Source organism: Silvimonas sp. JCM 19000 (genome assembly GCF_054652575.1).
Genome location: NZ_BAAIHC010000021.1, coordinates 22,632 through 49,432, shown reverse-complemented (window position 1 = coordinate 49,432; position 26,801 = coordinate 22,632). Strand labels below are relative to the sequence as shown.

The window sequence follows — 26,801 nt, the reverse complement described above, 5'->3', positions numbered from 1 at the left end:
CTTGTTTTCTTCCGTATAGATAAACACACGGCGGCACCAGGCCGCCGTGTTTCAGAGTATTGCCCCGCCCTGGTTAAAGTTTGACGGGTTTTACATTCCAGATGTCTTCGGCGTATTCGCGGATGGTGCGGTCAGACGAGAACGGCCCCATGCTGGCGATATTGATTGCCGCCGCGCGGGTCCATGCATCCTGCTTGCGATACAGCGCGTCCACCTTGTCTTGCGTGTCGACATAAGAACGGTAGTCGGCCAGCAGTTGGTAGTGGTCGCCCCAGTTAACCAGCACATCAAAGATGGTGCGATAGCGTTCGGGATCATCCGGGCTGAATACGCCAGACGCCAGCATATTCAGCACCTCACGCAGCTCTTCGTCTTCGTCGTAGTACTTGCGCGGGTTGTAGCCTTGGGCGCGCAGCGCTTCGACCTGGGGCGTGGTGTTGCCGAAGATAAAGATATTGTCGTCGCCCACCGCTTCTTTGATTTCGACGTTGGCACCATCCAGCGTGCCGATGGTCAGCGCGCCGTTGAGGGCAAATTTCATATTGCCGGTGCCGGAGGCTTCGGTGCCCGCCAACGAAATCTGCTCCGACAAATCCGCCGCCGGGATGATCAACTCCGCCAGGCTCACGCCATAGTTGGGGATGAACACCACTTTCAGCTTGTCGCCCACGTTGGGGTCGTTGTTGATCTTGCGGCCCACGTCGTTGATCAGCTTGATGATGGTTTTGGCCATCTTGTAGGCCGAAGCCGCTTTGCCGGCAAAGATCACCACGCGCGGCACTACGTCTTTCTCGGGATGCTTCAGGATGCGGTTGTAGCGCGTAATCACGTGCAGCACATTCAGCAACTGGCGCTTGTATTCGTGGATGCGCTTCACCTGCACATCAAACAAGGAATGTGGATCGACCACCCCGCCCAGCTTGCGCGCGATATGCAAAGCCAGACGGCGTTTGTTTTCGAACTTGGCGTCGGCGATGGCTTTGGTGAAGGCCGGAAAATCAACGTGTTCGCGCAGTTCGGCCAGCTCATCCAGATTGCCGCGCCAGGTTTTGCCGATATAGCGATCGATCACGCCCGACAGGGCAGGGTTGGCTTGCGCCAGCCAGCGCCGCGGCGTAATGCCGTTGGTTTTGTTGTTAAAGCGGCCGGGGAACAGCTCGGCAAAGTCTTTAAAGATGGACTGCACCATCAGTTCGGAGTGCAGCGCCGACACGCCATTGATCTTGTGGCTGGCCACCACGGCCAACCAGGCCATGCGCACGCGGCGTTCGCCCGACTCGTCGATCAGCGAGATGCGCCGGATCAGCTCGGTATCGCCCTTGTGATGCGCGCGCGTGTCGTCCAGAAAGCGTTCGTTGATTTCGAAGATCAGCTTCATATGGCGCGGCAGCACGCGGCCGACCAGATCCACCGCCCACGTTTCCAGCGCTTCCTGCATCAGCGTGTGGTTGGTATAGCTGAAGGTCTTTTGCGTGATGTCCCACGCGTCGTCCCAACTGACTTCGTATTCGTCCACCAGAATACGCATCAGCTCAGGGATGGCCAGCACCGGGTGGGTATCGTTCAGGTGGATCGATACCTTGTCGGGGAATTTGCTGAAGTCATCATCGGTCTGGCGGAAGCGCCGGATGATGTCTTGCAGGCTGGCTGAGGTAAAGAAGTACTCCTGGCGCAGACGCAGTTCTTTGCCGCCATAGGTGGAGTCATCGGGGTAGAGCACGCGCGACACGTTTTCGGACAAATTCTTGTCTTCGACCGCGGCAAAATAATCGCCCTGGTTAAACTTGGTCAGGTTGATTTCATTGGAAGCGCGCGCCGACCACAGCCGCAGCGTGTTGGTGGCGGTGGTGTCGTAACCGGGGATGATCTGGTCGTGCGCCTGGGCGAATACGTCATGCGTTTCAATCCAGCGCGTGCGATGGTTTTCTTCTTGCAGACGCCCGCCAAAGCGCACCAGATATTGCACTTCAGGGCGGGCGAATTCCCACGGATAGCCGTAGGCCAGCCAGTAATCGGGCGTCTCGACCTGGTTACCGTCGATGATGCGCTGCTTGAACATGCCATAGTCGTAACGGATGCCGTAGCCATAGCCCGGCAGCGCCAGCGTGGCCATCGAATCCAGAAAGCATGCCGCAAGACGGCCAAGGCCACCGTTGCCGAGTGCGGCATCGGGTTCCAGCTCGACCAGCTCGTTGTAATCCATGCCCAGTTCATCCAGTGCGCCACGCACTTCGTCGTACAGACCCAAGGCCAGCAAGGCATTGGTCAGCGCGCGGCCGATCAGGAATTCCATCGAGAGGTAATACACGCGTTTGACGTCTTGCGAATACTGGGCGCGCGTCGTGCGCATCCAGCGTTCGATCAGGCGGTCGCGCACCGCCAGGAAGGTGGCATTAAGCCAGTCGCGTTGTTGTGCCGAAATCGGATCTTTGCCAATGGCAAACACCAGCTTGTTGGCAATCGAGCGCTTGAGCGCGGCAACATCGGTGCCCGGTGAGTCATGGACGAACGACACAGTCATGTTCGAACTCCAGAAGTTTTTGTCAGTGAGCCAACAGTCTTTCGTAGAGGTGGTAGTACGAGCGCGCCGAGGCTTCCCAGCCAAAGTCTTGTTGCATGGCGTTCTTGCGTACCGCTTTCCATTCCTTTTGCTTTGACCATAGCGCAAATGCACGGCGCATGGCGCGGCGAAGATCATTCACATCAAAGTCATTGAACACAAAACCGGTCGCCGTATTGTCGGCGATATCTTCGAGTGTGCTGTCGACAACGGTATCGGCCAGGCCGCCCACGTGGCGCACCAGTGGCAGCGCGCCGTACTTCAATCCGTAAAGCTGGGTCAGTCCGCACGGTTCAAAGCGGCTGGGCACTAAAACGACGTCAGCAGCGGCCATGATAGAGTGCGACCACGCTTCGTCATAGCCGATCTGCACGGACACTTGTCCTGGATCACGCATCCCGGCGGCGCTGAAGGCGCGTTCCAGCTCGGGGTCGCCGGTGCCCAGCAACACAAACTGGCCGCCTGCGGCTACCAGTTCCGGAAGCAATTCCAGGACCAGATGCAGGCCTTTCTGTTCGGTCAGGCGGCTGACCACGGCAAACAGCGGCGCATCCACATCCGATTGCAGGCTGGTGTGTTCTTGCAGCGCCACTTTGCAACGCGTTTTGTTCTGCGGCTTGGCCACGCTGTAATTGGCGCCGATCAGCGGGTCGGAATCCGGGTTCCACACCTTGGGATCAACGCCATTCAGGATGCCGGTCAGATGCCCGCTGCGATCGCGCAACAAGCCATCCAGGCCGCAGCCTTGCTCGGGCGTGGTGATTTCGGCGGCATAGGTGGGGCTGACCGTGGTGATGTGGTCGGCGTAGTACAAGCCAGCCTTCAAAAAAGAAATCTGGCCATGGAACTCAACCCCTTCCACCGAGAAGAAGTCGCCGGGCAATTGCAGTTCGCCAAAGTGATGCGGCGCAAACACGCCCTGATAAGCCAGGTTGTGAATGGTGAACACCGATTTGGCCGGACGGCCGCGCGCAGCCAGATACGCGGGCAGCAAGCCAGCGTGCCAGTCATGGCCGTGCACAACTTCGGGGCGCCAGTACGGATCGCGACCGCTGGCCAGCTCCGCGCCCACATAACCCAGCAATGCAAAGCGCAGATGGTTATCCGAATACGGTTCCTGGCGCGGGTCCATATACGGATTGCCGCTGCGGTTGTACAACGACGGCGCGTCTATCACGTACACGCCCAGATGCGTGTCGGGCAGGTGGCCATACAGCAAGCGCACCGGGCCGGCAAAGGTATCGAATTCAGCGACCACGCCTTCTTCGACCAGGCCATTACGAATGGCCGGAAAGCCCGGCAACAGCACGCGCACATCGGCGCCCAGTTCTTGCAAGGCCAGCGGCAATGCGCCGGTTACATCAGCCAGGCCGCCAGTTTTTAATAGGGGAAAGAGTTCGGAGCAGACGTGCAGAACCAGCATGGTCGGTTTCCTTGGTCGCGAAGAGCGGGAGATCTACAGAATGACGCCCATATCGGAGTCTGCGCCGCACAACGGCAGCAGACCCGGATACAGGCGTAGCACAGCGCACCACCCCGCCCAGCATACGCAGGCGGGGTGGCAAAGACTTTACAGCGCGGCGAGCATGTCTTTGGTGACCAGCACAATGCCGCCTTCCGAGCGATGGAAACGGCGCTTGTCTTCTTCAACATTCTCGCCAATCACCATGCCTTCCGGGATGGTGCAACCGCGGTCGATGACGCAACGGCGCAGACGCGCCGAGCGGCCGATGGTGACGTCCGGCAGAATCACCGCCGAATCCACCGTGCAGAACGAATGCACGCGCACCTTGTTAAACAGCACCGAATTCAGCACCAACGAGCCGCTGACGATACAACCGCCCGACACCAGCGAATTGAGCGTCATGCCGTGGCTGCCGTTGCGATCCTGCACAAACTTGGCCGGCGGCAGTTGTTCCTGATAGCTCCAGATCGGCCAGTCCTGGTCGTACACATCCAGTTCCGGGGTGACCGAGGCCAGGTCGAGGTTGGCTTTCCAGTAGGCATCGACGGTACCGACATCACGCCAGTAGGCCGGGCCCGACGGGTCGCTCGACACGCAGGACAAATCAAATGGATGCGCAATGGCGGCGCCTTCCAGCACCGCTTTCGGGATCAGATCTTTACCGAAGTCATGCGCTGACTTGTCGTCTTCGATGTCTTTTTCCAGCAGCTGATACATGTAATCGGCATCGAATACATAGATCCCCATGGACGCCAGCGCCACTTCGGGCTTGCCGGGCATGGGCGGTGGGTCCGCCGGTTTTTCCACAAAGTCGATGATCTTGCGATATTCGTCGATATGGATCACACCAAACGCAGTGGCTTCTTCGCGCGGTACTTCAATACACGCCACGGTGCACTTGGCGCCTTGCTCAACGTGGTCGAGCAGCATGCGCGAGTAATCCATCTTGTAGATGTGATCACCGGCCAGAATCACGACATATTCCGGGCGGTAGCTGCGGATGATGTCCAGGTTCTGATACACCGCATCGGCAGTGCCGCGATACCAGTGTTCTTCGTCTATACGTTGCTGCGCGGGCAGCAAGTCGATGAACTCGTTCATCTCGTTGCGCAAGAACGACCAACCGCGTTGCAGATGGCGCAACAGGCTGTGCGACTTGTATTGCGTAATCACGCCGATGCGACGGATGCCCGAGTTCAGGCAGTTGGAAAGCGCAAAGTCGATAATGCGGAACTTGCCGCCGAAATGCACCGCTGGCTTGGCGCGGTGGTCGGTCAGGGCTTTCAGGCGCGAGCCGCGTCCACCCGCGAGCACCAGTGCCACCGATTTATTCGGCAACTGCCGGGCCAGGGTGATTTTGTCCATGATGGGGTACTGCATGGTGTTCTCCACGTGTTGCGGGTGTGCGCCCATAGTTAGCGTCCTGCTACTGGTTTTACGTCACGACGGTGGGTTCTGTCCGCCCGGTTAACTCCGATATCCGTGCCAGATCGCGCGAAAGCTCGATCAGGTCAGACAGTGCGGTTTGCGTTTCCAGGCCATGGCGGCTGGGGTTGGCTTCATAACGTTCAATGTAGACCCGCAGCGTGGCGCCTTCGGTGCCGGTGCCCGACAGGCGATAAACGATGCGGCTGCCGTCATCAAACACCAGACGCAGGCCCTGCTTTTGCGACAGCGAACCATCCACCGGATCGTGATAGGCAAAGTCATCGGCCAGCGCCACTTTGCGACCGCGCAACGGGGTGCCGGTCAGTTGCGGCAAACGCTCGCGCAGGCTGTCCATCAGCTTGTTGGCGGCGTCGGTATCGATGCCTTCAAAGTCGTGGCGCGAATAAAAATGGCGGCCGTATTTGGCCCAGTGCGCCTCAACGATTTCGTTAACGCTCTTGCCGGTGGCGGCCAGGATGTTCAGCCAGAACAGCACGGCCCACACGCCGTCTTTTTCCCGCACATGGTCGGAGCCAGTGCCATAGCTTTCTTCACCGCACAGCGTGGCCTTGCCCGCATCCAGCAGATTGCCGAAGAATTTCCAGCCGGTGGGGGTTTCAAACGCCGGGATATTCAGCGCCTTGGCCACGGCATCTACCGCGCAAGACGTCGGCATCGAGCGTGCCACGCCTGCCAGGCCTTTGTGATAACCGGGCACCAGCGTGGCGTTGGCGGCCATGATGGCCAGGCTGTCGGACGGGGTCACCACCAGGTTGCGGCCCACAATCATGTTGCGGTCGGCATCGCCATCCGAAGCGGCGCCCAGGTCGGCGGCATCGGTGGCGTTCATGTGTTCGATCAGATCGGTGGCGTAGGCCGGGTTGGGGTCAGGATGGTGGCCGCCGAAGTCTTCCAGCGGAATCCCGTTCACTACCGAGCCCTTGGGGGCGCCCAACAAGCCTTCGATAATGCGCGTGGCGTAAGGGCCGGATACCGCCGACAGCGAATCAAAGCGGATGCGGTGGCCGTTGGCCAGCCAGTTCTTGATGGCCGGAAAATCAAACAGCTGCTGCATCAGATCGGCATAGTCTTCCACCGAATCGATCACTTCGACTTCCAGATCACCCAGCTTGCCCAGGCCCAGCGTGTCGATGTCGTAATCAGGCGCATCCACGGTCAGATAACGCGTGATGGTGGTCGATTTCTCGTAGATGGCGTCGGTGACTTTCTCAGGCGCCGGGCCGCCGTTTTCGGTGTTGTACTTGATGCCGAAATCGCCGTCCGGACCGCCCGGATTGTGCGATGCCGACAGAATGATGCCGCCTGACAACTTGCGTTTGCGGATCACGCAGCTGGTGCCCGGCGTCGACAGAATGCCGCCCTGGCCCACCACCACGCGCTTGATGCCATTGGCTGCGGCCATTTTCAGGATGGTCTGCACGGCATTGCGATTGTAGAAGCGACCATCGCCCCCCAAGGCAATCTCGCGCCCACGCACGTCGCCGAGCGCGTCAAAAATGGACTGGACAAAGTTTTCCAGATAATTGGGTTGCTGGAACACCGTCACTTTTTTGCGCAAACCGGACGTGCCCGGTTTCTGCCCTGCAATCGGTTGTGTGGCGATTTCTTTGCTCATCGTTTTGCTTCCGTTGAAATGTCACAGTTTTGATCCAGCGTGCGCGTCAATATCGTCATGCTGCGCGCGCTGGCACGATATTCGTCTTGATGTGCGCCGGTCTGCCTGTCGTGCGCGCTGTCCAGTTCCACGCACCAGTCGCCAGGAGGCAGGCGGAATTCAATCTGGTGGGCGGAGCCATTGCACAGAATCAGGAATTCGCCGCACAGCAAAATGCCCATGGCGCGGGCGGCGTTGTCTTCCCAATCGTGCTGGCGCAAAGGCCCGCCCGACGGGTTTAGCCATTGCACATCGTATTCGCCACTGCTGGCGTCGGGCGTATCTTGCCACCACAGGCCCGATTGCAGCGCATGGCAACGCCGGCGCAATCGCAGCAGGGCGGCAACAAAATCAATCTGGTTCTGGTCGGCATGCGGCCAGTCCAGCCAGGTGGTGGCGTTGTCCTGGCAATAGGCGTTGTTATTGCCTTGCTGGCTGTGGCCGAATTCATCGCCCGCCAACAGCATCGGCGTGCCTTGCGCCAGTAACAAAGATGCCAACAAGGCGCGGCGCGAACGTTCGCGCAGCAACAGTACATCGGCATCGTCGGTGGGGCCTTCCACGCCGCAATTCCACGACTGGTTTTCGTTATGGCCGTCGCGGTTATGTTCGCCGTTGGCGTCGTTATGCTTCTGGTTGTAGCTGGTCAGGTCGGCCAGGGTAAAACCATCGTGCGCCGTGATCAGATTGACGGACGCATACGGTTTGCGGCCGCGGCGCTGAAAAATATCGCTCGATGCCGCCAGCCGTTGCGCCAACTGGCCGCGGTTAACGCCGTCGTGCAGCCAGAAGCGGCGTAGCGAATCGCGAAACTGGTCGTTCCATTCGGCCCAACCGGCGGGAAATTGCCCCAGCTGGTAGCCATCGGGGCCGATATCCCACGGCTCGGCGATCAGTTTGACGCGCGACAACAGCGGGTCTTGCGCCAGCGCGGCAAACACGCCCGCCTGCGTCGAGAAGCGGCCATTAGCGCGGCCCAGCACCGGCGCCAGATCAAAGCGGAAGCCATCCACGTGGCATTCGCTGACCCAGTAACGCAGGCTGTCCATCAACAACTGCAACATGCGCGGCTCACCCAGGTTGAGCGTGTTGCCGCAGCCGGTCCAGTTCTGATATTCGCCGTTGCTGCCCAGATGGTAGTAAGCCGCGTTGTCGATGCCACGCAGCGACAGCGTCGGGCCCAATTCGTCCAGTTCGGCGGTGTGGTTGAACACCACATCCAGAATCACTTCGATGCCGGCCTGATGCAGCGCTTTGACCATATCGCGGAATTCAGACAGCGGGGTGGTGTTGGCGCGGCCGGACCAGAAACGCGGTTCCAGCGCCATAAACGCCAGCGGGTTATAGCCCCAGTAATTGCGCAGATTCATGCGCTGCAAGCGCGGCTCGTCGGCGTGCATGGTTACCGGCATCAGTTCCAGCGCGGTAATGCCCAGCTTTTGCAGATAAGCAATCATGGCCGGATGCGCGATCGCGGCGTAGCTACCGCGCAACTCGCCGGGGATATCCGGATGTTGCATGGTCAGGCCGCGCGGATGCGCTTCGTAGATCACCGTCTGGGCCCACGGATGGTCCAGCGGTACATCGCCTTCCCAGTCATAGGGTTCATCGATCACCCGGGCTTTGGGTGCCAGTTCGCCGCTATCAAGCGGATCGGGCTGGCCGGGTTTACTCAGGTCTTCGCCGTTAAAGGCGGGATGATCCAGCGCACGGCCGACCACGGCGCGCGCATACGGATCCAGCAATAATTTGGCCGGATTATGGCGCTGGCCATGCAGCGGCGCGTATTCGCCATGCACGCGATAGCCATACAACACGCCTGCTTTGCCGCGCGGCAGATAACCGTGCCAGACGCCATTGTCGTTGCCGGGCAGATCAAAACGTTGCAGCTCATTGCCGCCGTGCTCGTCATACAAACACAACTCCACCCGCGTGGCATTGCCCGCATACACGGCAAAGTTGATCCCGCCCGCATCCAGCGACGCGCCTAAAGGCCAGGCGGAGCCGGTTTGCAGCTTGTCGATGGTCTGGGGGGCGGTCTGGCCGAGCGGCATCGTTTATCCCACGCGCTTCAGGTAGATCGTGGCCAGCGGCGGCACGGTCAGGCTCAGGGATTGCGCGTGACCATGGGCACCGATGGCGTCGGTGTGGACTTCGGCGTTGCCGAGATTGCTGCCGCAGTAATGCCCGGCATCGGTATTGAGCACTTCCACATAACGGCCCGCCAGCGGCACGCCGATACGGTAGTCATAGCGCGGCACCGGGGTGAAGTTGCTCAGTACGATGATCTGGTCATTCGGGTCCTCGGCGTGGCGGATAAACGAAAACACCGAGTTTTCGCCATCGTCATGCGCAATCCAGCTGAAACCGGCGCCGTCAAAATCCACCTGGTACAGGGCTGGATTGGTTTTGTAGGTGGTGTTGAGATCGCGCACCAGATCGTGCACGCCGCGATGCCAGTCGATATCCAGCAAATGCCAGTCGAGACTGCTGTCGTGGTTCCACTCGGCGCCCTGGGCAAATTCGCCGCCCATAAACAGCAGCTTCTTGCCCGGGTGCGCCCACATAAAGCCGTAATACGCGCGCAGGTTGGCAAACTTCTGCCAGGTATCGCCCGGCATGCGCGCAATCAACGAGCCTTTGCCGTGCACCACTTCGTCATGCGACAGCGGCAGCACAAAGTTTTCGTTAAACGCATACACCATGCCAAACGTCATCTTGTGGTGATGATATTTGCGATGAATCGGGTCGGTGCCCATGTATTCGAGCGTGTCGTGCATCCAGCCCATATTCCACTTGTAGTGGAAACCCAGGCCACCCATCTCGGGCGGGCGTGATACGGCGGGGAAAGCGGTCGATTCTTCGGCAGAGGTGATGGCTTCGGGGCGGTTGCTGCCGACGATGCTGTTCATGCGCTTGAGGAACTCGATGGCCTCCAGATTCTCGCGGCCGCCAAATTCATTGGGCACCCATTCGCCTTCTTTACGGCTGTAATCGCGATACAACATCGAGGCCACGGCATCCACACGCAGGCCATCCACGCCGTAGCGTTCAATCCAGTACAGCGCATTGCCGGTCAGGTAGTTGCTGACTTCGCGCCGACCGTAGTTATAAATCAGCGTGTTCCAGTCCTGATGAAAGCCTTCGCGGGGATCGGCGTGTTCATACAAATGCGTGCCGTCGAACATGGCCAGGCCATGCGCATCGCTGGGGAAATGCCCCGGCACCCAATCCAGGATCATGCCGATGCCATTGGCGTGGGCGGTTTCGACCAGGTAACGGAAATCTTCCGGCGTGCCAAAGCGCGAGGTGGGCGCGTACATGCCCAGCGGCTGGTAGCCCCAGGAGCCATCAAATGGATGCTCGTTGATTGGCAGTAATTCCAGATGAGTAAAGCCGAGGTCTTTAACGTACGACACCAGTTGATCGGCCAGCTCGCGATAACTGAGCCAACGATTGCCTTCTTCCGGCACGCGCCGCCATGAGCCCAGATGCACTTCATAAATCGACATCGGCGCATTCAAGGCATTGGCTTGCTTGCGTTGTTCGGTCGGTTCAATCCACGCCGGCAGTCTGGCCACGCACGACGCCGTGCTCGGTCGCAATTCGGCCGAGAAACCATACGGATCGGCTTTTAAAAACACATGGCCGTTGGCATCGCGGATTTCGTATTTAAAGTTTTGTCCGATCTGGGCATTGGGCACGAACAATTCCCACACCCCGGCTTCGGCGCGCAAACGCATGGGATGGCGGCGGCCATCCCAGAAATTGAATTCGCCCACCACCGATACCCGGCGCGCGTTCGGCGCCCAGACGGCGAAGGCCACACCGCCAACGCCTTCCAGCGTGGTGGGGTGACTGCCGAGGCGCTCAAACGGCCGCATATGCGTGCCTTCGGCCAGCAACCAGACATCGACATCACCCAGGCAGGGGCCAAAGCGATAAGCGTCTTCCAGTTCCACGGCGCCATCGGGCCAGGTCACTTTCAGACGATACGGAAACCGGTTTTTACGGCGCGGGATGGGGCCGGCAAAAAAGCCGCGCTCATCCACCCTATGTAGTGCGGCAATTTTTTTGCCGGCGGTATCCACCACCACCACTTCGGTTGCACCGGGCTGCAAGGTGCGCACCACCAAGCCATCTTCGACGCTATGCAAACCCAGAACAGAAAACGGATCGGCGTGCGTTCCGGCAAATAACGCATCGATGGCGACGGTATCCACGTAGTGCGGCATGGCGTTGTTCTCTTTTTAGCGGTGTGCAGCGGCGAATCCTGATTAGCAAACCAGGCGCTTGCGCTTGCAACAGTAAATTATTTATCGCCAGTATGAAAGCTGGCTGGCGCTTTATCCCAGCACGACGGCAGAGATATATAAGTTTCTGCTGTTAAAGCTGGACTTTAAAACCGTGACGGTGATCGGTCGGTGATGAGGTGATGCAGCATAAAGCGCGCTGCAAAACTGCGAGGATGGTAAAGGAGAGCGGTCGGCGCTTCTGCCGGGTGTTCGCCTACAAAGCGCGTGTTTGTTGGATTGCGGCAGGTGCGGCCCGCGTCCCGACGCTGTGGGCGGTCGGGCAGGCATTGCCGTTTGGGGCCGGATGGCGCAACCGGCAGATGATCAAAAAAGCGAGAAATTGCTTTGCTTACAAAGCGCTAGAAAACTCCGGCAGGTAATGAGCTGGCGCAGTCATACATGACGGTCTTTTTTTAAGCCGAATTAAGGTGCTGTAATTTTCGCTTTGAGCCGGTTTTAAAACCGGTTTGTTGCAGCGTGAAGCCCGGCTTTGCAATCAAGGTTAATTGCATTGCTGATATGAGTAATAAGCCGGTGATTAATCAGTAGCAGGCAAAAAAACCGCAGCCGCCACTCGGAGCCAGGTGACGCAACCGTCGCGGCATGAGCGCAATCGCGCCGATCCGGCACATCAGGCTGACGGTGGTGCGCAGGCGACGGTGACTGGCGCGATGTCATCGACGCGTGCCGCTAGCTGTGCCACCAGCAGATCGACCGCAACCCGGATACGCGGCGGCAAATGCGGCGTTTTGCGCCAGACCGCATAAGCGTGATGCGCCACCCCCTGATGCTGCGGTAATACGCGCACCAGATGCCCGGCGCGTACGGCATTACGCACCAGCCAGCATGGCAAAAACGCAATGCCGAGCCCGGCGCTGGCGGCGTCGCCCAAGGCCTGCAAGTCGTCCATCAAGATTTGATGTGGCGGCAGGATCTGGCGCACGCTGCCGTCATCGTGCGGAAACGCCCAGGCTTTAGGCCCGTTGCTGTACTTATAAAGCAGTCCGGCATGACGCTCGACCTCACCCAGCCCGGCAGGCATGCCGTGCTGCGCCAGCCATTGGGGTGCGGCATACAAATACATGCGATGCGTGGCGATGGGGCGCGCAATCAGATCGGGATAGTCTGGCAGCGGGCCGTTGCGGATGGCCAGATCGAAACCATCCTCGGCCAGATCGACCACGCGATCGCTAAACGAGAGTTCCAGCGTTAAATCGGGATGCTGCGCCGTCAATTGCAGCAGCAGAGGCGCCACGCACAAGCGCCCGAACAAAACCGGCATCGATACGCGCAAACGCCCACTGACTTGCTGCCGGCCCGATTCGAGCATGGCCGTGGCGCTGCGGATTTCCTCAAGCGCCCGCAAGCAGCGTTCATAAAACACGCTGCCATCGGCAGTGAGCTGCTGGCTGCGCGTGGTGCGATGAAACAAACGTACGCCCAGCCGCTGTTCCAGCCGGGCAACGGTTTTGCCAACCGCTGAACGCGTCAGATGCAGGCGGCTGGCCGCTTCGGCAAAGCTGCCGGACTCGACGGCGGTGACGAACACGGGAATATCTTTAAACGTTTCGCTCATCACCTTGGTTCCTGCGCGGATGCAATGGCCGGAAATTTTATCGCCACTGGTGCGGCATGGGCAACGATATGCTGGCTTCGACGTTTTTAAACCGGAGTCTGACCATGTTTCGCTGGACCATGAGCGCCCTCGGGCGCGATCAACTTATCTATACCGAAGCAGCTATCCCGCAACCCGGACCGGGGCAGATCCGGGTCAAGGTGCACGCGGTATCGCTCAATTATCGCGACAAGCTGGTAATCGAAACCGGCATGGGTCTGCCTTTGCCCCAACCGTTTATTCCGGCCTCGGATATGGCGGGTGTGGTCGATGCCGTGGGGCCAGGGGCGACGCGCTTTGCGCCAGGTGCGCGGGTGATCTCGAACTTTGCCCCGGGCTGGATAGACGGCAAGCCGCACGGCAGCGGGCGCGATCCTGGCTATCACTCGCTGGGCGGGCGCGAACAAGGCGTGCTGGCGGAATATATCGTGCTCGATGAGGACTGGCTCAGCGCCGCGCCCACGAGTCTGAGCGACGCCGAAGCCAGCACTTTGCCGTGCGCCGCGCTCACCGCCTGGTTTGCGTTGGTGGAACTGGGTCGCTTGCAGTCTGGCGAAACCGTGTTGGTACAGGGCACCGGCGGGGTGGCCATGTTTGGCTTGCAGATTGCACATGCCTTGGGCGCCACAGTGTTGGTGACCTCGGGCGACGCGGCCAAATTGCAACGCGCGCTGGCGCTGGGCGCGGCGCATGGCATCCAGCGCCATCAGATCGACTGGGCAGATGCGGCGCTGGAATTGACCGGTAATGTGGGGGTCGATCACGTGCTTGATACCGTCGGCGGCGGCAATCTGGCCCAGTCCTTGCGCGCGGTGGCGGTGGCGGGCCGGGTTTCGCTGATCGGGGTGCTGGATGGTTTTGATGTGTCTGGCCCGGCCGCACCGTTCCTGCTTAAACAGATTACGGTGCAGGGCATTACGGTTGGCCATCGCCGCGCGCTGGAAGATCTGGTGCGCTTTATCGACGCGCACCAGATCAAGCCGGTGATTGACCATCAGTATCGTTTTGCTGAGTTGCCGCAAGCGCTGGACCATCTGGACCGCGGTGCCTTTGGCAAGATCGTGCTGGTGCCCTGAGTCGACGCCAGGCCAGTAAGCAAAGCCCACAGCGCGTGCTGCCGGATGCGGTGCCACGCGCTGTGGGCTTTTGCAATGCCGCGCGGCTAGCCGCCTGCAGGATAGTCGAGTAAAATACTCAGCCTTTCAGCCCTCCAACGGGAATGCCATGCTTGATCGCTTGCGTGAGACCATCCGTGTGATCCTTGATCACGACCCAGCCGCTCGTTCTGCGCTGGAAGTCGTGCTGTGTTACCCGGGATTCCACGCGCAGGCATTCCATCAAGTGGCGCATGGCTTGTGGCAGCGCGACTGTAAATTGCTGGCGCGTTGTGTGTCGCACTTTTCGCGTTGGCTGACCGGCATCGAAATCCATCCGGGCGCGACCTTGGGCCGCCGCGTGTTTATTGACCACGGCATGGGTACGGTGATCGGCGAGACCACCGTCGTCGGCGACGATTGCACCTTGTACCAGGGCGTGACCCTGGGCGGCGTATCGCTGAACGAGGGCAAGCGCCATCCGACGCTGGAAGCGGGCGTGATTGTCGGGGCGGGCGCCAAAGTGCTGGGCGGTTTTACCGTCGGCGCGGGTGCGCGCATAGGCTCGAACGCGGTGGTGATCAAAGAAGTGCCCGCTGGCGCCACCATGGTGGCCAATGTGGCGCGCGAGGTCGATAAAACCCGCGACAAGGCGCGCGCCGAACAAGCGCAGAAGATGGGATTCAGCGCTTACGGTATCTCAGGCGATATGGCCGATCCGCTGGTCCAGGCCATCCATGGCTTGCTGGACCACTCGATGGCCACCGACCGCAAACTGGAAAGCCTGTTGGCGCGGCTGGAAAAAATGGGCGTCGATTGCAGCGATGAGCGCGCCGAGCCCGACAACTTTGACCCCGGCTATCTGAATCGCATTGTTGAGTAAACGCGCCGCCAGGCCCTGAAAACCCTACAAAGCGCCGGGGAATAGTTGAGTACAACACCAGGCTTTTTAGTTGACTAAATTTGTAGGGTATTTTACGATTCGACCCGTAGATTAACGAGACAACGCAATGCGACTCACGACCAAAGGCCGGTTTGCAGTGACAGCGATGCTGGACCTGGCGCTGCGTGAAGCCAATGGCCCGGTCACGCTGGCCGGGATCAGCGAGCGCCAGCAGATTTCGCTGTCTTATCTGGAACAATTGTTTGGCAAGCTACGCCGGCGCGAGCTGGTGGAAAGCGTGCGCGGTCCGGGCGGTGGCTACTGTCTGGCGCGTGAAGCCACGATCATCACCGTCGCCGAAATCATCAAGGCGGTGGACGAGCCGATCGATGCCACCCAATGCGGCGGCAAAGAAAACTGTCTGGAAGAATCACGCTGCATGACCCACGACTTGTGGGCCAGCCTGAATCGCACCATTTATGACTATCTGTCATCGGTGACGCTGGCACAGCTGATGGAACAGCAACTGGAAAAACAACGCCGTCTGCAGCAATGCCAGGCCAGCGTATTGCACGACCAGCGCCATCCGCGCCCCGCCGAAGCGGTGAGCGCGCCCGGCCAGTAAGCCCCCAAGAACATTCGCTATCAATATCAAGAAAGACGTTACGGAGTACCCCATGGATCGCCAGCTGCCGATTTACCTCGATTATTCCGCCACAACGCCGGTTGACCCGCGCGTGGCCGAAAAAATGATTCCGTACCTGACCAATATGTTTGGCAACCCGGCATCGCGTTCGCATGCCTATGGCTGGACGGCGGAAGAAGCAGTCGAGGATGCCCGTGCAGAAGTCGCCGCGCTGCTGAATTGCGATCCGAAAGAAATCGTCTGGACTTCGGGTGCGACCGAATCCGACAACCTGGCCATCAAGGGCGCTGCGCACTTCTATCAAAGCAAGGGCAAGCACCTGATTACGGTCAAGACCGAACACAAAGCCGTGCTCGACACCATGCGTGAGCTGGAGCGCGAAGGCTTTGAAGTCACGTATATGGACGTCAAGGCTGATGGCCTGCTGGATCTGGATGCGCTGAAAGCCACCATCCGCCCGGACACCATCCTGATTTCGGTGATGCTGGTGAACAACGAAATCGGCGTGATTCAGGATGTCGATGCCATTGGCGAACTGTGCCGCGAAAAAGGCATCGTGTTCCACGTTGATGCCGCACAAGCCACCGGCAAAGTGGCGATCGATCTGCAGAAATCCAAAATTGATTTGATGGCGCTGTCGGCGCACAAAACCTACGGCCCGAAGGGCGTGGGCGCGCTGTATATCCGCCGCAAGCCGCGTATCCGTCTGGAAGCGCAAATGCACGGTGGCGGCCATGAGCGCGGTTTCCGCTCGGGCACGCTGGCCACGCACCAGATCGTGGGCATGGGCGAAGCGTACCGCCTGGCGCGCGTTGAAATGAATGAAGAACTGGCGCGCATCCGCGGTCTGCGTGATCGCCTGTGGGCCGGTGTATCGAATATCGAAGAAGTGCATCTGAACGGTGACATGGATGCGCGCGTGCCGCACAACCTGAACGTCAGCTTTAACTTCGTCGAAGGCGAATCGCTGATCATGGCGCTGAAAGAACTGGCGGTGTCGAGCGGCTCGGCGTGTACCTCCGCCAGTCTGGAACCGTCGTATGTGCTGCGTGCCCTGGGCCGTTCGGATGAGCTGGCGCATTCGTCGATCCGCTTTACCATCGGCCGCTTCACCACCGAAGAAGACATTGATTTCACCATCAAGCTGATCCACGACAAGATCGGCAAGCTGCGCGAATTGTCGCCGCTGTGGGAAATGTACAAAGACGGCGTGGATATCAGCCAGATTGAGTGGGCTGCGCACTAAGCGGGCCTGGCGCAGGCGGCTGTGATTCACGCCGCGTGCATGCATATGTGTTAACTGAATGTTGTGCGGGCCGAGATGGCCGCGTGGAGAAAGCAAATGGCTTATAGCGAAAAGGTTCTGGATCATTACGAAAACCCGCGTAACGTGGGTTCGTTTGAAAAAGGCGACGAGACCATCGGTACCGGCATGGTCGGCGCACCGGCCTGTGGCGACGTGATGAAGCTGCAGATCAAGGTGGGCGCGGGTGGCGTGATTGAAGATGCCAAGTTCAAGACCTACGGCTGCGGCTCGGCCATTGCTTCTTCTTCGCTGATCACCGAATGGGTGAAGGGCAAGACGCTGGACGAAGCGCTGGCCATCAAGAACACCCACATCGCCGAAGAACTGGCGCTGCCGCCGGTAAAAATCCACTGCTCCATCCTGGCGGAAGACGCCATCAAGGCGGCCGTGGAAGACTACAAAAAGAAGCACGACGCGTAATGGTTGCCGCCGTGTAGTCACGGCGGGCTGACAGGAGTTTTTGCGATGGCTTTATCTCTGACTGAACGCGCTGCGGTGCATGTGGCCGGTTTTCTGGCCCGCCGCGGCAAGGGTCTGGGCGTGCGGCTGGCGGTCAAGACGGCCGGTTGTTCGGGCATGGCGTACAAGCTTGAGTTTGTCGACGCGCTGAACGAAACCGATATGGAATTCGAGAGCCACGGCGTCAAGATTTATACCGATGCCAAGAGCCTGGCGTATATCGACGGCACTGAACTCGATTACACCAAGGAAGGGTTGAACGAGGGCTTCAAGTTCAACAATCCCAACGTCAAGAACGAGTGCGGCTGCGGCGAATCGTTTCATGTCTGACCAGGCCATTGCCGCATAGCTTGAGGCGCGGCGTCCGCTGTCTGGCCCCAGCGTATTTGACGGCATGATGCTGTCGCAATAGCAGGTGGCTTTGTGCGGTGGGTTACGCCTTGCAGGCTAACCCACCCTATGGTTTCTGCAGGTGGATCCGCCCAGGCAGCACGGCAAGTGGCGCTGCGCCTGGTTACAATGTCGTTAGTCCCCCGAATCCTTCACTTGCGTAGCCCATGACCTTCGACTTTGCCCAGAACCATTTCGAGTTGTTTCAGCTGCCCATCCTGTTTGCGCTAGATAACAAACAGCTGGACGCGCAATACCGCGCGCTGCAGGCCGAGTGGCACCCGGATCGCTTTGCCAGTGGCAGCGATGCCGAGCGGCGCTTGTCGTTGCAGGCGTCGACGCAAGTCAACGAAGCCTGGCAAACGCTGCGTTCACCGGTGGCGCGCGCGCGTTATCTGCTGGCGCTGCAAGGCGTGGATACGCAAGAAGAAACCAATACCGCCATGCCCATGGATTTTCTGATGAACCAGATGATCTGGCGCGAACATATTGCTGAAGGCAAAGCCTCGCAAAATGTGGAACGGTTGGAAGAACTCAATAGCGAACTACGCGAAGAAATGGGCGCGCTTGAATCCGAACTGGCTCAACAGCTGGATGTGGCGCAAGACTTTGCCGCCGCCGCGCTCAGCGTGCGCAAGCTGCGTTTTATGGAAAAGCTGGACCAGGAAATCGGCGACGCGATCGAATCCGTGTTGTTCTGAGCGAGGGTTTGATGGCGCCTGGCGTCGTCCCCTGGCTTTACCTTTGGCGCGCGCCTTGACGCGCGCCTTTTGACATCTGAAGACGCTATGGCACTACTGCAAATTTCTGAACCGGGCATGTCCGCCGCACCGCACCAGCATCGCCTGGCGGTGGGCATCGATCTGGGCACCACCAATTCGCTGGTCGCCACCGTGCGCAGCGGCAGCACCGCCTGCCTGCCCGATAGCGAAGGCCGCACCTTGCTGCCGTCGGTGGTGCATTACAGCGCCAATGGCGTCGATGCAGTCGGCCACAAGGCGCAAGCGCGCCAGAATGCTGATCCGGCCAATACCATCGTCTCGGTTAAACGCTTTATGGGCCGCGGCCTGAAAGACATCGGCGATCTGGCCACGCCGTACCGTTTTGTCGAAGAGCCGGGCATGCTCAAGCTGCATACCGCGGCGGGCATCAAAAGCCCGGTGGAAGTCTCGGCCGATATCCTGCGCACGTTAAAAGACCGCGCCGAAGCCAGCTTGGGCGGCGAACTGGTTGGCGCCGTGATTACCGTGCCCGCGTATTTTGATGATGCGCAGCGCCAGGCCACCAAAGACGCCGCCAAACTGGCCGGTCTGAATGTGTTGCGCTTGCTGAACGAACCGACCGCCGCCGCCATCGCCTACGGGCTGGATAACGGTGCGGAAGGCACTTATGTGATTTATGACCTGGGCGGCGGCACCTTTGATGTGTCGGTGCTGGAGCTGACCCGCGGCGTATTCGAAGTCAAAGCCACCTCGGGTGATTCGCAACTGGGCGGCGATGATTTTGATCATCGCATCCACTGCTGGGTGCTCGAACAAGCCGGCCTGTCGCAACTGAACGCGCACGATACGCGTCTGCTACTGACCCGCGCGCGCGAAGCCAAAGAAGCGCTGACCGACCACGACGTGACGCATATCGCCGCCACCTTGTCGGATGGCCAGGCTATCGATGTTGAATTTACCGTGGCGCAATTCCAGCAACTGACCGCGCACCTGGTGCAAAAGACGCTGACGCCGGTAAAGAAAGCGCTGCGCGATGCCAAAATCACTGCCGCTGATGTGAAAGGCGTGGTGCTGGTGGGCGGCGCCACGCGCATGCCGCATGTGCGCCAAGCCGTCGAAACGCTGTTTGGCCAGACCCCGCTGACCAATCTGGACCCGGACAAAGTGGTTGCGCTGGGCGCGGCGATGCAGGCCGATGTGCTGGCGGGCAACAAGGGCGAAGACGACTGGCTGTTGCTGGATGTCATCCCCTTGTCGCTGGGGCTGGAGACCATGGGTGATCTGGTCGAGAAAGTCATCCCGCGCAATTCCACCATTCCGACCGCACGCGCCCAGGAATTTACGACGTTTAAAGATGGCCAGACCGCGATGGCCATCCATGTATTGCAAGGCGAACGCGAAATGGTGCGCGATTGCCGTTCGCTGGCGCGCTTTGAGTTGCGCGGCATTCCGCCGATGGTGGCCGGTGCGGCGCGCATCCGCGTCACCTTCCAGGTGGATGCCGATGGCTTGTTGTCGGTGTCGGCACGCGAGATGTCCAGCGGCATCGAGGCCAGCATCGCGGTCAAGCCCTCGTATGGCCTGGGCGATGATGAAATCGGCCGCATGCTGATCGATTCGATGAAGCACGCCAACGACGACATGACGCAACGCAAGCTGGCCGAAGCGCGCGTGGATGCGCTCAGTCTGTACCAGGCCACCGAGAACGCGCTGGCGCAGGATGGTCATCTGGTAGACGCCGAAGAACGCGCGGTCATCGACGCGGTGCTGGCCAATCTGCAGCAAAAAATGGCCGCCGAAGACGCCGACGCCATCCGCATCACCGCCGAAAAACTTAACGAAGTGACCGCCACGTTTGCGGCGCGGCGCATGGATGCCGCAGTCAAACGCGGGCTGGCCGGCCACAAGATCGGCGATCTGTAAAACAGCCGAGCCGAACAAGACGATCAGGACTCAACATGACACAAGTAGTGGTTTTGCCGCATCCCCAGTTGTGCCCCGATGGCGCCGTGCTCGAAGTCGAGCCGGGTGTTTCGATTTGCGATGCGCTGCTGGAAGCGGACATCGAAATTGAACACGCCTGCGAGAAATCGTGTGCCTGCACCACCTGCCACGTCATCGTGCGCGAGGGTAGCAACAGCCTGAACGAAGCCGACGAGCTGGAAGAAGACATGCTGGATAAAGCATGGGGTCTGGAGGCGCAATCGCGCTTGTCGTGTCAGGCCATCGTTGCGGCCACCGATCTGGTGGTCGAGATTCCCAAATACACCATCAACCACGCGCGCGAGCATCACTAAGATGACGGGTCCGGTCGAAACGCAAGTCGCGGCCAGCGCCAGTCAGCAGCGCGTGGCCGACGTGCTGGCCCAGCACGGCATTGCCGCCCGCATCGTCACCTTTGATGCATCTACCCGCACCGCCGCTGATGCCGCAGCCGCCATTGGTTGCGATGTGGCGCAAATTGCCAAATCCATCATCCTGAAGGCCAAAGCCAGCAACCGGCTGGTGCTGGTGGTGACCAGCGGCCGTAACCGCGTTGATGAGAAAGCGGTCAGCGCGCTGATTGGTGAGAAAACCGGCCGCGCCGACGCTGATTTTGTGCGCGCCAAAACCGGCTTTGCCATCGGCGGCGTTGCGCCAGTGGCACACGTTGAAACGCCGATTACCCTGATCGACCAGGATTTGTTTGAATACGCAGAAATCTGGGCCGCCGCCGGCACGCCCAACAGCGTATTCCGGCTGACTCCGGAAGAATTGCTGGCGCTCACCGCTGGCCAGGTCGCCCGTGTCAAAGAGGAAACCACCGCATGAAATGGACTGATTCGCTTGATATCGCGATCGAACTGGCTGATCGCTACCCCGAAGTTGACCCGCGCAGCGTGCGCTTTACCGAGCTGATGGATCTGGTGCTGGCGCTGGACGACTTTGATGATGATCCCAAGCGTTGCGGTGAAAAAATTCTGGAAGCCATCCAGCAAGCCTGGATAGACGAAATCTAGGCGGCTTGCTGCACGTCCGCTTTGCTGACGCAGATTCCATCCGGGCGGCCGTTGCCGCGCTGGGGGATTCGCGCCATCATCCATTTGTCATTGCCCTTGTCGTAATCCGGAGCCCTGCCTAGATGCCGCCCGCGCTTGCCCCTGGCGCTTCCGCCGCCACCTCGTCCACCAGCGGTCTGTCTGTTGCCAGCCAGATACTGCAGGCGCGTTTCCGCCTGTTGCAGGTGTTGGAGCAGGCCGAAAGCATCAGCGATTTTCCGCAACGCGTGACCGAAATCGCCCAGCAAATCCAGCTCGCCTGTATGCAGGACAGCGATGTGGCATTGGCGGTCATTCTGCATGCGCAAGAGGGCGGCTACGGTGTGCGCCATGCTGCCGACACCGCAACCGTGGTGGAGATTGTGGCGCGGCGCGTGGGTATGCCCTTGCTGGAACGCCAATCAGTGGTCTGCGCTGCGCTGACCATGAATATCGCCATGCTGGCGTTGCAAGAAGCGCTCACGCAACAGGCCGGGCCACTGACTCCAGCGCAACGTATGACCATGCAGGAACACCCGCAACTGGGCCGCGATATGCTGCGTGGCCTGGGCGTGGCAGATCTGACCTGGCTCGATTGCGTGCTGCAACATCACGAAGCACCGGACGGCAGCGGTTATCCGGCCAAGCTGAGCGGCGAACAGATCCGCTTTGAAGCGCGCTTGATAGGCCTGGCCGACCGTTACAGCGCCATGCTCACGCAAAGCGCGTGGCGTAAAGCGTCGGCGGTGGATAACGCGATGTTTGAGAGCCTGGCGCAAAATGGCGGCGTTGATGCCAAGTTTGGCGCGCTGTTCCGCGAAACCATCGGTGTATATCCGCCCGGTGCGGTCGTGCAATTGCGCAATGGCGAAGTGGCCGTGGTGCGCCATGCCGGTGACGATGACCACGCGCCGTCGGTGGTATCGCTGCTGGACGCCAAAGGCAACCCGCTGCCCGATTCGCCACCGCGTGATACCGCGCAAGCGGGCTATCAGATCGCCCACGTGCTCGACCCGCGTTTGCTGGCCGGACGCCTGCGTTCCACCCACGTCTGGGGCGCCACCGCCGCCGGATTGTAAGCATCGTCGGTGCGGATGTTCGTCACCGACGCTTCGATTTCTTCCCTTGTTGATCGTGAATCACTATGACGTTTAAAGAAATTCTGGACACGCTGCCCAGCGTGGCGCATCTGGCTGCGCTGGAAATCCTTGATGGCGACACCGTCACCGGCCGCCTGGACAACCAACCCGGCCAGGCCGGCAGCGTGCGCGTTTACCACGCGCTGTATCAGGAATTTGGCGCGCTCGACGCCGTGGCGGCGGATAAAGGCTTGCGCCTGTACGCCGAACATACCGCCGATGCGGTGGCCAACCCGGGCAAGCATCCGAATATTGATCGGCTGCTGGTGCTGGCCGAGGGCGGCCAGGCACTGGCGGTGCGGCTGATCGCGGCTTGAGTTGGCTCCAGACGAAAAAAAACGGCGCTCGATGCGCCGTTTTTTTATGCCTGGACCGCCAATGACTTACTCGTCATCATCGCCAATATCAATGGCGTGATCACCGCCATCCGGCTCATTCATCAGCAGCGCCGCGTGTACCACTTCGCGGTTTAGATGGGGCGAGAACAGTTCAATAAAGTCAAAAGCATAGCCGCGCAGATAGGCGTCACGGCGCACGCCGATGCGGGTGGTAGATGGTTCGAACAGATGGCTGGCGTCGATGGCGACCAGGCCATGGTCACGCTCGGGTTCGAAGGCCATGGTGGCCAGGATGCCAACGCCCAGGCCCAGGCCGACGTAGGTTTTGATCACGTCTGAATCGATGGCGGTCAGCACCACATTCGGCGTCAGACCGCGCTGCTCGAATGCACGATTGATCAGCGAGCGGCCGGTAAAGGCAAAGTCATAGGTAATCAGCGGGTAGGCCGCGACGTCTTCCAGGCGGATGGCATGGTCCAGCGCCGTCAGTGGGTGGTCGGCCGGCACCACAATCGAGCGATTCCAGTCGTAGCAAGGCAGCATGGCCAGCTCGTGGTAATGATCGATGCCTTCAGTGGCGATGGCCAGATCGGCGGCGCCTTCGACCACCATTTCGCTGATCTGCGTGGGGCTGCCCTGTTTAATCGACAAGCGCACCTTGGGGTAGCGCGACAAAAAGGCCTTGATGGTGCGGGGCAGGGCGTAACGGGCCTGGGTATGCGTGGTGGCGATGGTCAGACTGCCGCCTTCCACGTTGACGAATTCTTCGCCGATGCGCTTGAGGTTTTGCGCCTGCATCAGGATGCGTTCGGAAATGCGCAGAATCTCGCGGCCTGGCGCGGTGACATCCACGACGCGCTTGCCGTTACGGATAAACACCTGCACGCCCAGTTCGTCTTCGAGCAAACGAATCTGCTTGGAAATCCCGGGTTGCGAGGTATGTAGTTTTTCCGCCGCTTCCGAGACGTTGAGCCCTTGTTTTGCTACTTCTACCAGGTATCGTAATTGTTGTAATTTCATCGCAGCACCAATAAATAACCAGACCTTCTAAAATCTTAACATAACAGTCTAAAGCAATATAAACCCGTTGCTATAATCGCGCGTTCTGCAGTTTTTAATCCATTCCCCACTGCTTTGCGCTCATGCGCCAAGGCGGTCGGCAAGTTCCGGTTGGCAAGGGTCCAAGTGAATACAGGCTTTATCGTTGCGGGTTTGCTGGTTGGTTTTATCGTGGGCATGACCGGTGTAGGCGGCGGTTCTTTGATGACGCCTATCCTGTTGTATTTCGGCATCAACCCCGCCACCGCCGTCGGCACCGATCTGCTGTATGCCGCCATCACCAAGGGCAGCAGCGTCTGGGTTCACAACAAACATCGCAATATTGATTGGCGCGTGACGGGCTGGCTGGCCGTCGGCAGCGTGCCTGCCGCCATCGTTACGCTGGTGCTGCTGCATGTATGCGGCGCAGACACCAAAGCCATCAACGCGCTGATCAAATCAACGCTGGGCGTGGCCTTGTTGTTGACCGCCGCCGCCATTTTGCTCAAGCCGGTGATGCAACGCCTGATGGGCCGCGCCGCGGTGGTCAGCGCCGAGAGCATGCGCTCGCGCCGGACCGTCGCCGCCACCGTGTTCACCGGGGTGGTACTGGGCGTGATTGTGACGCTGTCGTCGATAGGCGCAGGCGCGCTGGGCACGGTGGCCTTGTTTGCGCTGTACCCCTTGCTGCCCACGTCGCGTCTGGTGGGTACCGAGATTGCCCACGCCGTGCCGCTAACGCTGGTGGCCGGGCTGGGCCACGCTGGTCTGGGCAATCTGGATTTGCATATACTCGGCTTCTTGTTAATGGGCTCCTTGCCCGGCATCTACGTGGGTAGCCATCTGGCGGGCCGTCTGCCTGATCGCTTTCTGCGCCCGGCGCTGGCGGTGATGCTGGCCATCGTGGGCACGAAGCTGGTGTTTTAAAACCCCGGATTTAATTGCGGAGCAGGTATGGATCTGGAACAAAAAATCGCCGATACCCTGGCGTTATTGCAGCGCATCGGCACTGAATTCAAACCGGCCGTGTTTGCCAATTCATTTGGCGCGGAAGACATGGTGCTGACCGACCTGATCGCAAAGCACAACATCAATATCCAGTCATTCAGCCTGGATACCGGCCGCTTGCCCAACGAAACCTACGAGCTGATGCAAAAGGTGCACGAGCGTTATCCATCGCATCCGGTGCAGGTGTTTTTCCCCGATGCGGGTCAGATCGAAAGCTGGGTCAACGCCAACGGCATCAATTCAATTTACGACTCGATCGAATTGCGCAAAGCCTGTTGCCATATCCGCAAAGGCGAGCCGCTTAAACGCGCGCTGGCGGGCAAAACGGCGTGGGTAACCGGCTTGCGCCGCGAGCAGTCGCCCACGCGCACCGACCTGGGCAATCAGGAATACGACAGCGGCAATGGTCTGGAAAAATTCAATCCGCTGATTGAATGGACCGAAAAAGACGTGTGGGCTTATCTGCGCGCCAACAACGTGCCGTATAACGCTTTGCACGATAAACACTATCCGTCGATAGGCTGCGCGCCCTGTACCCGCGCCATCGCGGTGGGCGAAGACGTACGCGCTGGCCGTTGGTGGTGGGAAAACCCCGAGAACAAAGAATGCGGTCTGCACGTTAAAAGCGACGTGGTCAGCATCATTCCTGTCTCTAGTTCATTGTCTGCGGCCCCGGGTCGTTGACAGTCAGGTTTTGCCTGACTAGATTCACTGGTTATGCCCCGATAATGCCGCCGCGTCAGGCGGCATTCTCTTGACCGGGATGACCCGGCAAATAAAAAAGCACAAATACAAACGATTTACCCAGTGGATGCTAGAGGAAGGAAACGGTCATGCAAGACATTCAATATCTGATTGGCGTTGATGGCGGCGGCACGGGCACGCGCATTGCCATTGCCGGCCTGGACGGCGTAGAGCTGGTGCGGGCTGAAGGCGGCGCCTCGGCGTTGCAGCAAGGCATCGAAAAAGCGTGGGTCAATATCAACGAGACCATCGCCAAGGGTTTTGATGCGCTGGGCATTACGCCCGATCGCAGCCGTTGCGCCGTGGGCTTTGGTTTGTCGGGCGTGCATAACCGCGCCTGGGCGGCCGAATTTGAAAATACCAATCCCGGCTATGGCCGCGTGATTGTTGAATCCGATGGTTTCTCCACCTTGCTGGGCGCGCATAACGGCGCGCATGGCGGCATTATCGCCGTCGGCACCGGCTCGATAGGCGAAGCGTGGTTGCCTGACGGCGCACGCATCGAAGTGGGCGGCTGGGGCTTTCCGACCTCAGATGAAGGCTCGGGCGCCTATCTGGGACTCAAGGCCATCAACCACGTGCAACGCGTGTTTGACGGCCGCGAGCCGCTGACCGACTTCGGCCGCAAATTATTTAGCGTGGTGGGCGAAACCAAAGAAGCCATCTTTGCCTGGATGGGCAAGATGAAGCAGGGCGAATGCGCCTCGCTGTCGCCGATTGTGGTTGAGTTTGGCGCCACCGATGCCGTAGCCGCACGCTTTCTGGCCGAAGCTGGCCGCGAAATCGAAATTATTGGTAAAGCATTACGCGCCACCGCCCCGGCCTTGCCGCTGGCAATCTGTGGTGGCGGTTTGTCTGAAGCAATGCGCCCGTATATCCCCGCCGAATTCCTGGCAACGACCAGCCGCCCGCAAAAAGATTCGTGTGCCGGCGCGCTGATCCTGATCCACAAAGCCATCACCGGCTAACGCGGCGCTCA

At 59.7% G+C, this 26,801-nt stretch carries 24 protein-coding genes; 16 read left to right on the top strand and 8 right to left on the bottom strand.

Going from position 1 to position 26,801, the window contains the following annotated elements; translation table 11 throughout:
- Nucleotides 1–73: 73 nt before the first annotated feature.
- The 7 genes from glgP to ACYQ1A_RS16860 all read right to left on the bottom strand — a co-directional run bounded on the left by glgP (nucleotide 74) and on the right by ACYQ1A_RS16860 (nucleotide 12,999).
- On the bottom strand, nucleotides 74–2,521 hold the full coding sequence (gene glgP, locus ACYQ1A_RS16890) for a glycogen/starch/alpha-glucan family phosphorylase (protein ID WP_499363795.1): 2,448 nt from the start codon (nucleotides 2,519–2,521) through the stop codon (nucleotides 74–76).
- A gap of 22 nt (nucleotides 2,522–2,543) precedes the next feature.
- Nucleotides 2,544–3,983, bottom strand: a complete 1,440-nt coding sequence (gene glgA, locus ACYQ1A_RS16885; RefSeq protein WP_499363793.1) for a glycogen synthase GlgA — start codon at nucleotides 3,981–3,983, stop codon at nucleotides 2,544–2,546.
- A gap of 147 nt (nucleotides 3,984–4,130) precedes the next feature.
- On the bottom strand, nucleotides 4,131–5,438 hold the full coding sequence (gene glgC, locus ACYQ1A_RS16880; RefSeq protein ID WP_499363791.1) for a glucose-1-phosphate adenylyltransferase: 1,308 nt from the start codon (nucleotides 5,436–5,438) through the stop codon (nucleotides 4,131–4,133).
- Between the two features lie 22 nt (nucleotides 5,439–5,460).
- The gene (locus ACYQ1A_RS16875) at nucleotides 5,461–7,089 is read right to left on the bottom strand and encodes an alpha-D-glucose phosphate-specific phosphoglucomutase (protein ID WP_499363789.1); all 1,629 of its coding nucleotides are present in this window, start codon (nucleotides 7,087–7,089) and stop codon (nucleotides 5,461–5,463) included.
- A complete protein-coding gene (gene glgX / locus ACYQ1A_RS16870; protein ID WP_499363788.1) occupies nucleotides 7,086–9,182 on the bottom strand; it encodes a glycogen debranching protein GlgX in 2,097 nt (698 codons plus the stop codon). The genes ACYQ1A_RS16875 and glgX overlap by 4 nt, the downstream gene beginning before the upstream one ends.
- A 3-nt stretch (nucleotides 9,183–9,185) precedes the next feature.
- A complete protein-coding gene (glgB, locus tag ACYQ1A_RS16865; protein WP_499363786.1) occupies nucleotides 9,186–11,363 on the bottom strand; it encodes a 1,4-alpha-glucan branching protein GlgB in 2,178 nt (725 codons plus the stop codon).
- Between the two features lie 691 nt (nucleotides 11,364–12,054).
- Nucleotides 12,055–12,999, bottom strand: coding sequence for a LysR family transcriptional regulator (locus ACYQ1A_RS16860; RefSeq protein WP_499363785.1), 945 nt, complete (start codon nucleotides 12,997–12,999; stop codon nucleotides 12,055–12,057).
- A 56-nt stretch (nucleotides 13,000–13,055) separates the two neighbouring features.
- Here ACYQ1A_RS16860 and ACYQ1A_RS16855 point away from each other — a divergent pair, with 56 nt between their 5' ends.
- The 13 genes from ACYQ1A_RS16855 to ACYQ1A_RS16795 all read left to right on the top strand — a co-directional run bounded on the left by ACYQ1A_RS16855 (nucleotide 13,056) and on the right by ACYQ1A_RS16795 (nucleotide 23,011).
- Complete coding sequence (locus ACYQ1A_RS16855) at nucleotides 13,056–14,114, top strand: zinc-dependent alcohol dehydrogenase family protein (RefSeq protein WP_499363784.1); 1,059 nt, start codon at nucleotides 13,056–13,058, stop codon at nucleotides 14,112–14,114.
- A gap of 148 nt (nucleotides 14,115–14,262) precedes the next feature.
- Nucleotides 14,263–15,015 carry a serine O-acetyltransferase gene (cysE, locus tag ACYQ1A_RS16850; RefSeq protein ID WP_499363782.1) on the top strand — a complete coding sequence of 251 codons (753 nt, stop codon included), beginning with the start codon at nucleotides 14,263–14,265 and terminating at the stop codon, nucleotides 15,013–15,015.
- Between the two features lie 127 nt (nucleotides 15,016–15,142).
- Entirely contained in the window at nucleotides 15,143–15,640 is a 498-nt protein-coding gene (iscR, locus tag ACYQ1A_RS16845; RefSeq protein ID WP_499363781.1) for a Fe-S cluster assembly transcriptional regulator IscR, read from the top strand.
- Nucleotides 15,641–15,692: 52 nt separating this feature from the next.
- Entirely contained in the window at nucleotides 15,693–16,907 is a 1,215-nt protein-coding gene (locus tag ACYQ1A_RS16840) for an IscS subfamily cysteine desulfurase (protein WP_499363779.1), read from the top strand.
- A 96-nt stretch (nucleotides 16,908–17,003) separates the two neighbouring features.
- A complete protein-coding gene (iscU, locus tag ACYQ1A_RS16835) occupies nucleotides 17,004–17,387 on the top strand; it encodes a Fe-S cluster assembly scaffold IscU (protein ID WP_499363777.1) in 384 nt (127 codons plus the stop codon).
- 45 nt (nucleotides 17,388–17,432) lie between these two features.
- A complete protein-coding gene (iscA, locus tag ACYQ1A_RS16830) occupies nucleotides 17,433–17,756 on the top strand; it encodes an iron-sulfur cluster assembly protein IscA (RefSeq protein WP_053937487.1) in 324 nt (107 codons plus the stop codon).
- Between the two features lie 227 nt (nucleotides 17,757–17,983).
- Nucleotides 17,984–18,517: a Fe-S protein assembly co-chaperone HscB gene (gene hscB / locus ACYQ1A_RS16825; RefSeq protein ID WP_053937486.1), complete on the top strand. Its 534-nt coding sequence runs from the start codon at nucleotides 17,984–17,986 to the stop codon at nucleotides 18,515–18,517.
- 87 nt (nucleotides 18,518–18,604) lie between these two features.
- Nucleotides 18,605–20,461 carry a Fe-S protein assembly chaperone HscA gene (gene hscA / locus ACYQ1A_RS16820; RefSeq protein WP_499363774.1) on the top strand — a complete coding sequence of 619 codons (1,857 nt, stop codon included), beginning with the start codon at nucleotides 18,605–18,607 and terminating at the stop codon, nucleotides 20,459–20,461.
- Nucleotides 20,462–20,496: 35 nt separating this feature from the next.
- The gene (gene fdx / locus ACYQ1A_RS16815) at nucleotides 20,497–20,835 is read left to right on the top strand and encodes an ISC system 2Fe-2S type ferredoxin (protein ID WP_062220703.1); all 339 of its coding nucleotides are present in this window, start codon (nucleotides 20,497–20,499) and stop codon (nucleotides 20,833–20,835) included.
- A 1-nt stretch (nucleotide 20,836) separates the two neighbouring features.
- The gene (locus ACYQ1A_RS16810) at nucleotides 20,837–21,349 is read left to right on the top strand and encodes a YbaK/EbsC family protein (protein WP_062220706.1); all 513 of its coding nucleotides are present in this window, start codon (nucleotides 20,837–20,839) and stop codon (nucleotides 21,347–21,349) included.
- Complete coding sequence (gene iscX / locus ACYQ1A_RS16805; protein ID WP_499363772.1) at nucleotides 21,346–21,537, top strand: Fe-S cluster assembly protein IscX; 192 nt, start codon at nucleotides 21,346–21,348, stop codon at nucleotides 21,535–21,537. The genes ACYQ1A_RS16810 and iscX overlap by 4 nt, the downstream gene beginning before the upstream one ends.
- Nucleotides 21,538–21,659: 122 nt before the next feature.
- On the top strand, nucleotides 21,660–22,634 hold the full coding sequence (locus ACYQ1A_RS16800; RefSeq protein WP_499363770.1) for an HD-GYP domain-containing protein: 975 nt from the start codon (nucleotides 21,660–21,662) through the stop codon (nucleotides 22,632–22,634).
- 65 nt (nucleotides 22,635–22,699) lie between these two features.
- On the top strand, nucleotides 22,700–23,011 hold the full coding sequence (locus tag ACYQ1A_RS16795; protein WP_053937480.1) for a DUF2322 family protein: 312 nt from the start codon (nucleotides 22,700–22,702) through the stop codon (nucleotides 23,009–23,011).
- 66 nt (nucleotides 23,012–23,077) lie between these two features.
- Here ACYQ1A_RS16795 and cysB read toward each other — a convergent pair whose 3' ends face one another.
- Complete coding sequence (cysB, locus tag ACYQ1A_RS16790) at nucleotides 23,078–24,052, bottom strand: HTH-type transcriptional regulator CysB (RefSeq protein WP_499363769.1); 975 nt, start codon at nucleotides 24,050–24,052, stop codon at nucleotides 23,078–23,080.
- Nucleotides 24,053–24,217: 165 nt separating this feature from the next.
- On the opposite strand from cysB, the gene ACYQ1A_RS16785 reads away from it, so the two are divergent.
- The 3 genes from ACYQ1A_RS16785 to ACYQ1A_RS16775 all read left to right on the top strand — a co-directional run bounded on the left by ACYQ1A_RS16785 (nucleotide 24,218) and on the right by ACYQ1A_RS16775 (nucleotide 26,790).
- Nucleotides 24,218–24,997 carry a sulfite exporter TauE/SafE family protein gene (locus tag ACYQ1A_RS16785; protein WP_499363767.1) on the top strand — a complete coding sequence of 260 codons (780 nt, stop codon included), beginning with the start codon at nucleotides 24,218–24,220 and terminating at the stop codon, nucleotides 24,995–24,997.
- A gap of 27 nt (nucleotides 24,998–25,024) precedes the next feature.
- A complete protein-coding gene (locus tag ACYQ1A_RS16780) occupies nucleotides 25,025–25,762 on the top strand; it encodes a phosphoadenylyl-sulfate reductase (RefSeq protein ID WP_053937478.1) in 738 nt (245 codons plus the stop codon).
- 149 nt (nucleotides 25,763–25,911) lie between these two features.
- The gene (locus ACYQ1A_RS16775) at nucleotides 25,912–26,790 is read left to right on the top strand and encodes a glucosamine kinase nucleotide-binding domain-containing protein (protein ID WP_499363766.1); all 879 of its coding nucleotides are present in this window, start codon (nucleotides 25,912–25,914) and stop codon (nucleotides 26,788–26,790) included.
- The last annotated feature ends 11 nt before the right edge of the window (nucleotides 26,791–26,801 follow it).

Excerpts from the sequence above, each read along its gene's own strand:
- hscA (WP_499363774.1), top strand. The coding sequence starts at position 18,605 with ATGGCACTACTGCAAATTTCTGAACCGGGCATGTCCGCCGCACCGCAC.
- ACYQ1A_RS16855 (WP_499363784.1), top strand. The coding sequence starts at position 13,056 with ATGGGCAACGATATGCTGGCTTCGACGTTTTTAAACCGGAGTCTGACC.
- glgA (WP_499363793.1), bottom strand. The coding sequence starts at position 3,983 with ATGCTGGTTCTGCACGTCTGCTCCGAACTCTTTCCCCTATTAAAAACT.
- ACYQ1A_RS16780 (WP_053937478.1), top strand. The coding sequence starts at position 25,025 with ATGGATCTGGAACAAAAAATCGCCGATACCCTGGCGTTATTGCAGCGC.
- ACYQ1A_RS16795 (WP_053937480.1), top strand. The coding sequence starts at position 22,700 with ATGACGTTTAAAGAAATTCTGGACACGCTGCCCAGCGTGGCGCATCTG.
- ACYQ1A_RS16810 (WP_062220706.1), top strand. The coding sequence starts at position 20,837 with ATGACGGGTCCGGTCGAAACGCAAGTCGCGGCCAGCGCCAGTCAGCAG.
- iscA (WP_053937487.1), top strand. The coding sequence starts at position 17,433 with ATGGCTTTATCTCTGACTGAACGCGCTGCGGTGCATGTGGCCGGTTTT.
- iscR (WP_499363781.1), top strand. The coding sequence starts at position 15,143 with ATGCGACTCACGACCAAAGGCCGGTTTGCAGTGACAGCGATGCTGGAC.
- ACYQ1A_RS16860 (WP_499363785.1), bottom strand. The coding sequence starts at position 12,999 with ATGAGCGAAACGTTTAAAGATATTCCCGTGTTCGTCACCGCCGTCGAG.
- glgB (WP_499363786.1), bottom strand. The coding sequence starts at position 11,363 with ATGCCGCACTACGTGGATACCGTCGCCATCGATGCGTTATTTGCCGGA.
- ACYQ1A_RS16875 (WP_499363789.1), bottom strand. The coding sequence starts at position 7,089 with ATGAGCAAAGAAATCGCCACACAACCGATTGCAGGGCAGAAACCGGGC.
- fdx (WP_062220703.1), top strand. The coding sequence starts at position 20,497 with ATGACACAAGTAGTGGTTTTGCCGCATCCCCAGTTGTGCCCCGATGGC.
- glgC (WP_499363791.1), bottom strand. The coding sequence starts at position 5,438 with ATGGGCGCACACCCGCAACACGTGGAGAACACCATGCAGTACCCCATC.
- ACYQ1A_RS16775 (WP_499363766.1), top strand. The coding sequence starts at position 25,912 with ATGCAAGACATTCAATATCTGATTGGCGTTGATGGCGGCGGCACGGGC.
- hscB (WP_053937486.1), top strand. The coding sequence starts at position 17,984 with ATGACCTTCGACTTTGCCCAGAACCATTTCGAGTTGTTTCAGCTGCCC.
- iscX (WP_499363772.1), top strand. The coding sequence starts at position 21,346 with ATGAAATGGACTGATTCGCTTGATATCGCGATCGAACTGGCTGATCGC.
- cysB (WP_499363769.1), bottom strand. The coding sequence starts at position 24,052 with ATGAAATTACAACAATTACGATACCTGGTAGAAGTAGCAAAACAAGGG.
- glgP (WP_499363795.1), bottom strand. The coding sequence starts at position 2,521 with ATGACTGTGTCGTTCGTCCATGACTCACCGGGCACCGATGTTGCCGCG.
- glgX (WP_499363788.1), bottom strand. The coding sequence starts at position 9,182 with ATGCCGCTCGGCCAGACCGCCCCCCAGACCATCGACAAGCTGCAAACC.
- ACYQ1A_RS16800 (WP_499363770.1), top strand. The coding sequence starts at position 21,660 with ATGCCGCCCGCGCTTGCCCCTGGCGCTTCCGCCGCCACCTCGTCCACC.
- cysE (WP_499363782.1), top strand. The coding sequence starts at position 14,263 with ATGCTTGATCGCTTGCGTGAGACCATCCGTGTGATCCTTGATCACGAC.
- ACYQ1A_RS16840 (WP_499363779.1), top strand. The coding sequence starts at position 15,693 with ATGGATCGCCAGCTGCCGATTTACCTCGATTATTCCGCCACAACGCCG.
- iscU (WP_499363777.1), top strand. The coding sequence starts at position 17,004 with ATGGCTTATAGCGAAAAGGTTCTGGATCATTACGAAAACCCGCGTAAC.